Consider the following 11,532-nt stretch of genomic DNA (forward strand, 5'->3'; position numbering starts at 1 on the left):
GAATCCTTTCCTTTTCAACGCATCAGACGCCATCATGTAAGATCATCTATCTGTACGTTGAACCCCGCTCTTTTTCCGCCATCGTGTTGGTTGTTCTTTCTTTAACGCCGTATGAATAGTGCCCTTCTCCCATTTTTTTTGCCATGAGCCATTCTTCCTCAGGAGTCAGTTTTCTTTATCTTGTGAGGCTCCCGGACGTGTTGGAGGACAACTAGAGCCGCTGGCTCAACTGCCTGAGCCGGATCATTGCCTACCATGGCGGCTAATCCCCTGAGGAGTTCCGGGTCCGTGAACGGCACTGCATTTACCACCACTGAAAGCTCTGTCCCATCGGCTCGATGGACGCTCTCCTGCTCGTTGAAGATTGACTTACCACCGCGCAGCGCCCGTATAGTAGTTATGTGCTCTGCGGGCACAATCTGACCCCGCCCATCGCAAATCTGAATGGCATGGCTCTCTAGAAAATCCAATAGGGGTTGTCCTATAGACGATTGGGTCCCCCATATCTGAGTTACCTCCTGATTGACCAGCACCAGGCGCGCCTCTCTCCCCTGCGCCAGGTAGACGCCACTGGGTAAGGCATCCAGCAGATGGCGCAAGAACGCCAGGCGTGCCTCGACTTGCCGCTCGGCGGTCCGGCGCTCGGTAATGTCTTCCATGGCCAGCAGGATGTGATGGTTGCCTGTAGCAGGTGGCGCTTCGAGCTGAAGGCGCCTGGCGTTGAGCAGCAGTATTTTATGACCGACCTTGGGGAAGGTATACTCGACTTCAAAATCCTGGAAGGAGCGGTTGGCGGTCACGATCTCTGCTAAGAGGGTGGAGAGCTGCGGGATATCCCACTGCCCATGGCCCAGCTGGATGAAGAAGTGTTCCTCGGTCTCGGTAGGAGCCACCTGGAAGAGTTGATAGAACGCCTGATTGGCTTGCTCCACCCGCAGATCTGCTGTGAGTACCACCAGGGGCGCGCGGGCGGTTTCCACAATAGCTTCGGCATACTCCTGGGCCGCTTTAAGTTGTTCATGACGCGCTGAGAGCTCTTGATTGGTGGTCGAGAGCTCTTCGTTTGTGGCCCGCAGCTCTTCCTGAGAGGCTTCCAGTTCTTCGTTGAGGCTACGCAGTTCCTCGTTGCTCGCCCGAATCTCCTCATTGGCGCTCTGTAACTCTTCCATCGCGGCCTCATGCTCTTCCGCGGTGGCGCGCATCTCGATGTTGAGGGTTGAGAGCTCATGTTCTAGCTCCGCAATGCGCCTGTGAGCCTTATCGCGACCGGCTTTCCGCTCGACTGGCGAGGCGGAGGAAGGCTGAGTTGTGGCCTCGGGCGGCATCGGTTCTCGGGCTTGCTCTTCGAAGAGCACCAGGCAGTATTGCCCCACCGGTGAACCTTTGAGTGGAATGGCAGTGACGCGCACGGAACGGGTGACCCCCAGGGCAGAGCAACGCAGGTCTTCACGGATGACAATGCGTTGCTCCGCGCGGGCAGCGTGTATCGCTTCGCGTAGTCCCTGAGCGAGGCCGGTGCGTGCCAGCTTGAGCAGGTGGAGATTGACACGGCCTACGGCCAGTTGTAGATAGGGGCTGGTCTCTCCACGTACCTGTATCACCTGCTGATCGGGATCAATGACCACGCTGGCAGGAGCATAGTTGGCCAGTATCAGGCGATCGGCCTCCTGTAAGATTTCGTTTACCGGCTCGGATTCTTTTGGCATCATCGGGACTCCTTCTTTCTGCGGACTCTCGTTTGCTGGCTCAGGTTCTTTTAATATTGCTATCGGGCTTCTTTCTTTCTGGATGGGGGCTGGCCTTCCACTCATGGCAAAAGGCAGCAGTGGATTGACGCCAGTGGCCTGTTTGCGATACAGAGGTATACTGCGCTCTACCCGGCGAAATAAGCGTGTGAGTGGTTCAATGCTTTCGGCGTTTCCCAACAGGAGAAAACCCTCCGGCGTGAGTGAATAATGAAAGGCCTGCAGGATCTGCCGCTGGGCGGGGGCCTGCAGGAAGATGAGCACATTGCGGCAGCTGATCAGATGCACATGGGTGAACGGCGGATCGCGCAGTAGATCGTGGGGCGCAAAGATACAGTGCTCGCGTAGTGATGGGTCGATGCGGTAGATCGAGCGCTGTTCATCTAACGGTGTAAAGTAGCGCGATCTCCACTCAGGTTCCATCTGTTCCAGGGCGCTGACCGCGTAGATGCCGGCGCGGGCCGTGTCTAACGCTCTGGCATTGATATCGGTGGCGAAAATCTGGAAAGGGTGCGCTAGCTTGTGTTGCTGCTGGAACTCGTGCAGGCTGATGGCTATGCTATAGGCTTCCTCTCCTGTTGAGCAGCCGGGCACCCAGATGCGTAGCGGCCCCTCACCCTGGTGCCGTTTCAAGAGGGCGGGCCATACCAGGCGTGGGAGGGCATCAAAGACTTCGGGATTGCGAAAGAATTCGGTGACCCCGATCCAGATCGATTGGGTGAGCCGCTCGACCTCCTCGAGATGCTCCCGCAAGTAGGTGCTATAGGCTGACAGTTGGGTAAAGTGCAACAGCGCCATGCGGTTCTCCATGCGCCTTTTGAGCGTACCGGGTTTATAGGCAAGAAAGTCGATGTGGCCGCGTTGGCTGAGCAGGTGCTGAATGCTGCTGAAGCTGGTCTCCTCCGTGATAGGGACCTCCGGCTGGCTCTGAGGAGGGTGTGTTATGAGCTCGGTCAGGGTGTGGGCGATCTCCTCGGGAGAGAGGACGTGGTCGACGTAGCCTGCCTCGATGGCGCTCTGGGGCATCTGTGAGAAGGAGGCGGTGGTGGGGTCTTGAGCGAAGGTGGCCCCACCCGCGGCGCGAATCATCCGTAGACCCGCGGTGCCGTCCGATCCCATTCCCGAGAGCAGCACGCCCGCCGCTTGCGCTCCTCGCGCATGAGAGAGTGAGGTGAACATGTGATCAATGGTCCTCAGCCAGCCGTTTGTCCGGCTATACGGGACGAGATGGAAATGGTTATCTTCCAGGGTCAGTTCGGCGTTGGAAGGGCAGACATAGACGTGGTCCGCTTCGACTGCCATCCCCTCCTCAATCTGCCGAGCGGGAAGGTGAGTCGCGTGAGCGAGCACGTCGGCTAAGAGACTGGGGACCTTGGGATCTAAGTGTTGCAGTACTATATAGGCCAGGCCCGTCGGATTTGGTAGATGCGAGAGCAGCAGGATAAGTGGTTCCAGGCCCCCGGCAGACGCTCCGATACCCACGACAGGACAGCTGTCTGTAACGGGCCGGTTGGTCTGTTCCTCGACGACTTCCATTATCCTGCTCGCTTTCTCTTCATGCCGCATACAAAGCGGGAAACTAACCCCCTTGATCATCTGTCAACTTCTGCGCTGCCAGCCTGGGTGCAACATGGCGTGCTTTGAAACTGGCACTCAAAGGTGGTTTGGGGGCCAATCTATTGCTCCCCGCTTTACGATAACATTCTCGTCAACCAGAGGAAGTGGGATCGTGTGAGGAAGGGATATTGAATGCCCCCTTCGAGGCGGCACTCAGGATTTCGTGCAGGCGGCAGGGATGCAGGGGCATCTCGCGGATGCGGATGTGCCAGGGCGAGAGCGCGTCGTCAAGGGCGGAGGCGAAGAGGGCCGCCACCGGGATGGTGCCGGCCTCGCCGACCCCTTTGATGCCCAGTGGGTTGAGTGGTGAGGGCGTCTCGATATGCTCGACGGTAATGTCGGGGATCTCGGCGGCCGTCGGGATGAGGTAGTCCATGAAGGTGGCGCTGAGCGGTTGCGCCGCCTCATCGAAGACGAGGCGTTCGAAGAAGGCGCCGCCGATGCCTTGCGCCACGCCTCCATGCACCTGTCCCTCGACGACCAGCGGATTGATCAGCCGGCCGCAGTCGTGGACGGCGACATACTTGACGAACGAGACCATGGCGGTGCGCGGATCAACCTCGATGATCGCCCCGTGCACGCCGCTGGCGAAGCTGCCATGCGGGGGACTATAGAAGCCGTCGGCCTCCAGACCGGGGCCGTCGCGCTCGGATGGCAGGGCGGGTCCCGGCCGGGCGGCGGCCAGGTTCATCGCCGCCAGCGTGCGCGCGCTCTCGCCATAGGTGTAGCGCAGGGGATTGGCCTTGATGGCCAGCTGCCCCAGCGTCAGCGCGCGCTGCGGGGTCCCTTTGACAAAGACCTTGCCGTCCGCCAGCTCGATATCTTCGGGCGAGGCCTCAAGCAGCTCGGCGGCCAGCGTCCGCACCTTTTCGCGTACCTTGAGCGCCGCCAGGTGGACCGCCAAGCCGGCGACGGTAGCGGCCCGACTGGCGAAGGTGCCGACGCCCCAGTAGAAGGCCTGCGAATCCCCCTCCGTCACCAGCACATCCCCTGGCTCGATCCCCAGTTGCTCGGCCACGATCTGCGCGAAGACCGTCTGGTGGCTCTGCCCCTGCGACGTGACGCCGGTGGAGACGAAGACGCGACCATCGCTCTCGACGCGCACGTGCGCTCCCTCATATGGCCCGATCGACGTCCCCTCAACGTAGTAGCCGACGCCGAGCCCCAGGTAGCGTCCCTGTGAACGTGCCTGTGCCTGCCGCGCCGCGAAGCCGTCGTAATCGAGCAGCTCCTTCAGCTTATCCAGCGCGGCCTGGTAGTTGCCGCTGTCGTAGCGCGTGGGTCCGCCGTCCTGGTAGACCAGGCCGACGTCCCAGGGAAACTCCTCGGGCCGGATAAAGTTGCGCGAGCGCACCTCCAGCCGGTCCAGCCCCAGTTCGCGGGCGATGCCATCCATGATGCGCTCCATCACGAAGACCGCGTGGGGACGCCCGGCGCCACGGTAAGGGCTCACCGGGACCTTGTTGGTATAGAATGCGCGGCAATCGCTGGCGTAGTGCTTGAGCCGATAAGGCCCTGGCAACGAGCAGGCGGTAATAATGGGAACCATGATGCCGTAGGGCGTGTAGGCGCCGGCGTCGTGCTGGAAGACATCGCGTACGGCGAGCAGCTCCCCCTGGTCATCGAAGGCGTACTCCACCTCGTGCAGCTGCCCGCGCTCCTGGTTGGTCGAGATAAAGTTCTCGCGCCGATCCTCGATCCACTTGACGGGCCGGCCTAGCCGCATGGTTGCCAGCGGAGCCAGCACCTCCTCGGGATAGAAGAGCATGATCTTAGGACCAAAGCCGCCACCGACATCGGGGGCGATCACGCGCACCTTGTGCTCTGGCAGGTGGAAGATGGCGGCCAGCCCGTTGCGTAGCGGGATCGGCGCCTGCGTCGAGATCCAGCACGTCAGCATCTGTTCATAGCGATCCCAGCGCGCCACGATGCCGCGACACTCCATCGGCATGGCCGCGCCGCGCTCCATCTCGAACGTCTCGCGCCTTACATGGGGCGCGCTGGCGATTACCTCATCCGGACGACCAACACACTGTACCAGGTGGGCCGCCAGATTGCCCGGAACATCCTCGTGCACGAGTGGGGCGTCGGGGGCCGAAGCCACCGCCAGGTTATGCACGGCGGGCAGCGGCTCATACTCCACATCGATCAGGCCCAGCGCGTCCTCGGCCAGGTAGCGGCTCTCCGCCACCACAAAGGCGACGGCCTCCCCCACGTAGCGCACCTCGCGCGGAGCCAGGGGGAGCTGTGTGCGCGGCTTCGTCAGCGCCTCGTGCGGGATCAGCAGCGGCGACGGCTCCAGCACCTCGCCCAGATCAGCGGCGGTCAGCACCATGTGCACGCCCGGCAGAGCGCGGGCCGCCTGCGTATTGATGCTCTCAATCTTCGCCCGCGCGTAGGGGCTGCGCAGCACCGCCGCGTGTAGCATCTCCGGCAGATCGATATCATCGACATAGGTTCCCTGCCCCCGCAGCAGGCGCGGATCTTCATTGCGCCGCACAGGAGCGCCAAACCAACGCGTCGCCATACCTTACCCCTTCCCTTTGAATAACGCATCATCGTGTGCCGGGCTTGCCCCGGCTTGGAGCCGAAGGCGACCCCGTCCCCGGGCGTTCACATTCCCCTTTACATACCCCCATCCGTAGGTGCCGGGCTTGCCCCGGCTTGGAGCCGAAGGCGACCCCGTTCCCGGGCACTCACGTTCCATCAACGCGAGAGCGTATCATCTGCCATGTACGCCGCCGCGAGTTTGACCGCCGCCACGATATTCTGATAGCCAGTGCAGCGACAGAGGTTCCCGGCCAGCCCATGCCGGATCTCTTCGTCCGTGGGCGTGGGATGTTCACTTAGCAGCGCCTGCACCGAAACGATGATGCCGGGTGTGCAGAAGCCGCACTGCAGGGCGTGCTTCTCTTGAAACGCCCGCTGAATCGGATGCAGCGGTTCCTGTGGTCCGGCGAAGCCCTCGATTGTCGTCAACTCCATCCCATCAGCCTGCACCGCCAGCATCAGGCAGGAGCGCACCGGCTCTCCCTCGAGAAGAACCGTACAACAGCCGCAGACGCCATGCTCGCAGCCGACATGTGTTCCCGTCAGATGCAGCTCATGGCGCAGAAAATCCGACAGCAGCAGTCGTGCCGGCACCCGCCGCTCGTAGCGCCGACCATTCACCCTCACCCCCACCGAAAATGTCTCTTCCTCCATACATTCGGACCTCGCGTCCGATTTTCTCTCCATGTCCGATCACCTCCCCCGTAGGTTCGACCCTTGCGGTCGATTTTCTCTCCACGTCCGATCACGCCCCCCGTAGGTTCGACCCTTGCGGTCGATTTTCTCTCCACGTCCGATCACGCCCCCGTAGGTTCGACCCTTGCGGTCGATTTCTCCTCGCTTTACGAAAACGCCCCTTATATTCCGGGGAGGGAATCGTGCGGGAAGAGGTAATCGACCGCAAGGGTCGAACCTACGGTTTGTGCCACGCGGTGCTCAAGGCGCGCCTGGTCGCCTCGGCCACCAGGGCGCGCCGATAGGTCGTTGTGGCGTGGATATCGTTAAATTCGCCATCGACCAGACTTTCAGCCATGCGGGCGGCCGCCTGTAGCGTCGCCTCGTCCAGCGTCGTGCCGGCCAGCATGCGCTCGATCTCGTGGCCGCGCACAGGGGTGGGGGCGATGCCAAAATAGCTGATGCGCGCCGACTGGCACGTTCTCTGAGGAGCCGGGATCACGACCGCGATGGCGCCCGCCAGCGCGTAGTCGCCGGCCCGGCGCGCGAACTCGACACAGGACCAGCCGGCCTGTGGTGTCAGCCAGGGGAATCTGACCTCTGTGATGATCTCTCCAGCTTCCAACGCTGTTGTGAGGTGATCAGTAAAGAGGTGCCCGGCCCCGATGACTCGCTCGCCGGATCTGCTGCGCGCCACCACCTCACCATCCAGGCAGAGCAGCAGTGCCGGCAGCTCTGCTGCCGGATCTGCATGGGCGATACTGCCAGCGATGGTGCCACGATTGCGGATCTGCATATGCCCGATCTTTTGAATGACCTCTACCAGCAGGGGATGTCGCCGCCTGACGATCTCTGATCGCTCAACGCTGCGCTGACGTGTAATGGCTCCGATTGCCAGGTAGTCCTTCCTGCCCTCAATGTAATCCAGTCCGGCGACGCGATTGATATCTACCAGGTATTGTGGAGAGGACAGGCGCATATTCAGGATTGGGATCAGGCTCTGGCCGCCCGCTAATACCTTCGCATCCGGACCGCTTTGCTCCAACAATGCCAGCGCTTCGTCCAGAACAGTGGGCGCGCGGTACTGAAAAGGCGCAGGTTTCATGTCGGGTCCTCCAGAAACTGTAGCCGACTCGCCAGTATATCCGCCATGGGCGCAACCCACGCCAGCACTTGCTCATCCGCCATAGCCGCGCCCACGCACTGCAGGCCAAGGGGCAGGTTATTGGCCGCCAGTCCCGCCGGTACCGTAATCGCGGGCAGCCCCGCATAGGTCCAGGGCAGGTTCATCAGTGGGCTACCCGTCGAGTCCAATCCCTCGGGGGCCGGACCCGGCGTGGCCGGGGTGACCCAGAGATCGATGCCTGTCTGTTTCATAAGAGTTTCTAGCACCTCACGCAGTTTCGCACGCCCCTCGCGTCCTCGCATGAGCTCTTCGTCACCCACCGTCTGCCCTTCGCGAATTGCGGCCACGGTTCGTGGTCGATAGAGTGCTTCATATCGTGCGAACCACGGGGCGTGCACGCGAGCCATCTCCGCGAACACCATACGCATATGCTGCCGATTGATCCTCTCGATATCAGGAAAAAGAGGTACACGGCGAACGCGATAGCCCGCCTCCTTTAGGAGTGTGAGTTGCTCTTCGAAAGCAGCCAGGACTTCAGCGGAGGCCTGGGTAAGATAGGGTCCATCAGAGAGGGGTACACCCAGGACAGGCAAAGACTCAATGTTATTCTTACTGCGCCAGTCGCGGCATAGCAGCGGCGCGACGTAGGAGCAATCCGCCACATTCTGCGTGAAATAGCCCACATGCTCCACGGAGTCCGCGCAGCGCACCAGCCCATCGATGGGGATACGGCCATAGGTTGGTTTGAAGCCGACGATACCACAGAAGGCTGCCGGGCGAATCGTCGAGCCGATCACCTGCGTCCCCAGAGCCAGCGAACACATTCCCGCCGCCACCGCCGCCACCGAGCCGCTGCTAGAACCGCCGGGCGTATGGTTCAGATTATGTGGATTGCGCGTCTCCCCCGGCTCAAAATAGGCGAATTCCGTAGTCACCGTCTTGCCCAGGATACAGGCCCCGGCCGCCCTGAGCGCGCGAACGCAAGATGCCTCAGTCCCCGCGAACAGTTCCGCCGGCAGACGCGATCCCGCCCGTGTCGCAAACCCATCGACCCGAAAAGTATCCTTAACCCCGACCGGGATACAATACAGTGGCGGACGGCTGGCGGGATCAGGATAACGCCGCTGTAGCGCGGCCACCTCCGCCTGTAAGCGACCACGGCGATCCTCCTCCGGCAGCAGTGCATGCACCTGTGGATCGACCGTATCGATCCAGGCGCACAGGGTATCAATATATGCCACCGCGTCCATCTGACCGCCGCCAAGCGCGGTCGCGGTCTCCATCAACGATGCCGAATGAATCACGGGCTCACCTCCTCTTCGCTCCTACATCTAGCATACAAAGAAGCAAAAATGCATATATAACCACAAGAAATAAATAAAGAGATGATATGATAATAAGGATAACACACAAATCGGCCATAAGGAACATGATCGTAGGTGCGCCCCTGGTGGGCGCTTGTCGCGAAGCGACCTCGTGCCCGGGCGCCCAAGTTCCACCAACGACGCCACGTTGCCCTATGTGCCGGGTCCGCTCCGTGCGGGAGGAGGATAGAAGATGATGCCACCGGTTGACCTGAGCAACATGCGCGTGCTCGATCTTTCGCAGAACTGGGATATGCACACACCGGGTTTCGCCACCTATGAGGGGCCCACCATCAAATGGATTAAGCGCGTCGCCTTCGACAAAGTCGGTGGGCAGCATATCTCCTCCACGCTCCACGTGGGGACGCACCTCGACGCGCCGCTCCACTTCATCACCAATGGACAGGACATCGGCAGCATTCCGCTGGACAAGCTAGTCGGTCCCGCCGTCGTCGTTGACCTGGAATCGCTCGGCATCGGCGACTACGATATCTATACCTCCGAGCATTTCGAGCAGTGGGAGCGCAAGACGGGCCAGCGCATCCAGCCCAACGACATCGTGGTCGTCCACACCGGCTACCACAAATACTATCCCAGCAACTGGTACGGCGACAGCCAGCCCGACGAGACGCGCTACTTCATCAAGCATCCCGGTCCGACGCGCGAGTTTGTCAACTGGGTCCTGGAGCGCAAGATCTCCTGGTTCGCCATCGACGCCGGCTCGATGGACCATCCCATGAACACCGTCATCCGCAAAGTGCGCCCCGACCTGGCGGCCAAATGTGCCCAAAAGCTGGGCCGACCCCTGGAAGAGATCTGGCCCGACGGCGACCTGCAACTCATGCACTACGACATGTTTCCCCACGGCGTCTTCCACGTCGAGAACGCCGGCGGCATGATCGACGAAGTCCTCGACCAGCGCGTCTGGATCGGCTGCTTCCCCTGGAAATTCAACGGTGGCGAGGCCGCCTTCTGTCGCCTCGTCGCCTTCGTCAACAATCAGCAATAAGCACATCTGCAACGCCCATCTGGTTTTTAGGAGTTGGTGTAACACAGGGAATGCACCCATTCCCTGTGTTACACCAACTCCTAAAAACAGGGCGGCCGCGTATGCGGACGCACACCTCCTCTGATAAAAGAAAGCGGATTGACAGGGAAGCACTCTTTCCATATAATACGTGCGACGTTATAACGTCGCACGTATTATATAAAGGAGGCTGAGGCGTGGCCGGGATCAACCTGGGGAGGTTTTCAGATCCTCCCATCCTTATTCTTGCCAGCCTGGCGAGCGGAGCCAGGCATGGATATGCCATCATGGAGGACATCGAGGCCTTCGCCGGCGTGAAGCTGGGGCCTGGCACTCTGTATGGCGCGATCGCCAGGTTGGAGGAGGCGAACCTGATCGAGGCGCTGCCAGCCGAGGAGCGCAGGCGTCCCTATCGGTTGACGGCCGCTGGCAACGCCTTCCTGCGCGAGCAGCTCTCACACATGGAGACGTTCGCCACCATGGGGCTGCGGAGGCTGGCGGGCATATGAATCACAACGCATTATTGCTACATCTCTATCCCCGCGTCTGGCGCGATCGTTACGCTGAGGAGATGCTGGAGGTGCTGGAGGCCCGTCCACTTTCAATGAAAGATGTGCTGAATGTGATCTTCGGGGCATGTGATGCGCACCTGCATCCTTTCTGGGGCACTAAAGGGATGCCGCCGCACGAAAAGCTTCTAACCATGCTGCGCGCGTTACGGCAATCCCTGATCATGATCTTCTCCGCCTATATCGGTTTTGTCGTCGGCGGCCTCATCTTCGCAAAGATGACGGAAGATACTGTAGACGCGACCATACGCCTCTCCGCCCTGGCGGGCGCATCCTACTGGATCGTCTTCTTTGGCTCCATAATCGCCCTGGCAGCCATCGTGATGGGAGGAGTGCCAATCGCCCTTGCCATCGTCAAAAACGCCATCACGCTCAGAAAGAAAGGTCCGCTGCTTCTGTTGCTGGTTCCCGGCCTGGCTTTCTTTGCTCTGCTCTTGATCCTGCGTTTGAACTTCGCTGCCATGCCCGGTCCCGCTTCCCTCTCTGGTTTCTCTGCATTCTTTTTGCTGGAAGCCATCATCAGTACCGCCGCCGTATGCATGGCCGTCAAACGCAGCCAGATCAAAGCGAGTACCCTGCGTTTCGCGACCATCCCCTTTCTGATCGCGATTATCACCATGCTGCTGATGTGCTGCGCCACCATCTGCTGGGGTATCAGCCTGTACAGCACCGATCCAGCGCTCTTTATCGACCAGTACAGTTTCATGCACGCCAATAGCCTGCTGCTATGGTTGGTAGTGGTCGGCGTGATGGCGATATCCACTGTCATCGCTCTTATCGCCGGGGTGCGTGGAGCCCGCGCGTTCGCCAGGCTCAATGATACCTCTGCCCTCGGCGCCATCGAATTCAGACAATAGGA

General features: G+C 60.7%; 8 protein-coding genes. 3 read left to right on the forward strand and 5 right to left on the reverse strand.

The features are described 5' to 3' along the window. Positions 1-158: 158 nt before the first annotated feature. The 5 genes from AABA21_RS33705 to AABA21_RS33725 all read right to left on the reverse strand — a co-directional run bounded on the left by AABA21_RS33705 (position 159) and on the right by AABA21_RS33725 (position 9,017). The gene (locus AABA21_RS33705) at positions 159-3,281 is read right to left on the reverse strand and encodes a chemotaxis protein CheB (protein WP_338257045.1); all 3,123 of its coding nucleotides are present in this window, start codon (positions 3,279-3,281) and stop codon (positions 159-161) included. A 172-nt stretch (positions 3,282-3,453) separates the two neighbouring features. Then, positions 3,454-5,889: an aerobic carbon-monoxide dehydrogenase large subunit gene (gene cutA, locus AABA21_RS33710; RefSeq protein ID WP_338257047.1), complete on the reverse strand. Its 2,436-nt coding sequence runs from the start codon at positions 5,887-5,889 to the stop codon at positions 3,454-3,456. Between the two features lie 179 nt (positions 5,890-6,068). After that, positions 6,069-6,599 carry a (2Fe-2S)-binding protein gene (locus AABA21_RS33715; protein ID WP_338257049.1) on the reverse strand — a complete coding sequence of 177 codons (531 nt, stop codon included), beginning with the start codon at positions 6,597-6,599 and terminating at the stop codon, positions 6,069-6,071. Between the two features lie 226 nt (positions 6,600-6,825). Then, positions 6,826-7,692, reverse strand: coding sequence for an FAD binding domain-containing protein (locus AABA21_RS33720; RefSeq protein ID WP_338257050.1), 867 nt, complete (start codon positions 7,690-7,692; stop codon positions 6,826-6,828). Further along, positions 7,689-9,017, reverse strand: a complete 1,329-nt coding sequence (locus tag AABA21_RS33725) for an amidase (protein WP_338257052.1) — start codon at positions 9,015-9,017, stop codon at positions 7,689-7,691. The genes AABA21_RS33720 and AABA21_RS33725 overlap by 4 nt, the downstream gene beginning before the upstream one ends. Before the next feature lie 280 nt (positions 9,018-9,297). On the opposite strand from AABA21_RS33725, the gene AABA21_RS33730 reads away from it, so the two are divergent. The 3 genes from AABA21_RS33730 to AABA21_RS33740 all read left to right on the forward strand — a co-directional run bounded on the left by AABA21_RS33730 (position 9,298) and on the right by AABA21_RS33740 (position 11,530). Next, positions 9,298-10,086 carry a cyclase family protein gene (locus AABA21_RS33730; protein ID WP_338258517.1) on the forward strand — a complete coding sequence of 263 codons (789 nt, stop codon included), beginning with the start codon at positions 9,298-9,300 and terminating at the stop codon, positions 10,084-10,086. A 215-nt stretch (positions 10,087-10,301) separates the two neighbouring features. After that, positions 10,302-10,613: a PadR family transcriptional regulator gene (locus tag AABA21_RS33735; protein WP_338257054.1), complete on the forward strand. Its 312-nt coding sequence runs from the start codon at positions 10,302-10,304 to the stop codon at positions 10,611-10,613. Further along, positions 10,610-11,530 (forward strand): hypothetical protein, encoded by a 921-nt coding sequence (locus tag AABA21_RS33740; protein WP_338257055.1) that lies wholly within the window; start codon positions 10,610-10,612, stop codon positions 11,528-11,530. The genes AABA21_RS33735 and AABA21_RS33740 overlap by 4 nt, the downstream gene beginning before the upstream one ends. Positions 11,531-11,532 lie beyond the last annotated feature (2 nt).

The organism is Dictyobacter halimunensis, assembly GCF_036245075.1.

Excerpts from the sequence above, each read along its gene's own strand:
- AABA21_RS33740 (WP_338257055.1), top strand. The coding sequence starts at position 10,610 with ATGAATCACAACGCATTATTGCTACATCTCTATCCCCGCGTCTGGCGC.
- AABA21_RS33720 (WP_338257050.1), bottom strand. The coding sequence starts at position 7,692 with ATGAAACCTGCGCCTTTTCAGTACCGCGCGCCCACTGTTCTGGACGAA.
- AABA21_RS33705 (WP_338257045.1), bottom strand. The coding sequence starts at position 3,281 with ATGGAAGTCGTCGAGGAACAGACCAACCGGCCCGTTACAGACAGCTGT.
- cutA (WP_338257047.1), bottom strand. The coding sequence starts at position 5,889 with ATGGCGACGCGTTGGTTTGGCGCTCCTGTGCGGCGCAATGAAGATCCG.
- AABA21_RS33730 (WP_338258517.1), top strand. The coding sequence starts at position 9,298 with ATGCGCGTGCTCGATCTTTCGCAGAACTGGGATATGCACACACCGGGT.
- AABA21_RS33715 (WP_338257049.1), bottom strand. The coding sequence starts at position 6,599 with ATGGAGAGAAAATCGGACGCGAGGTCCGAATGTATGGAGGAAGAGACA.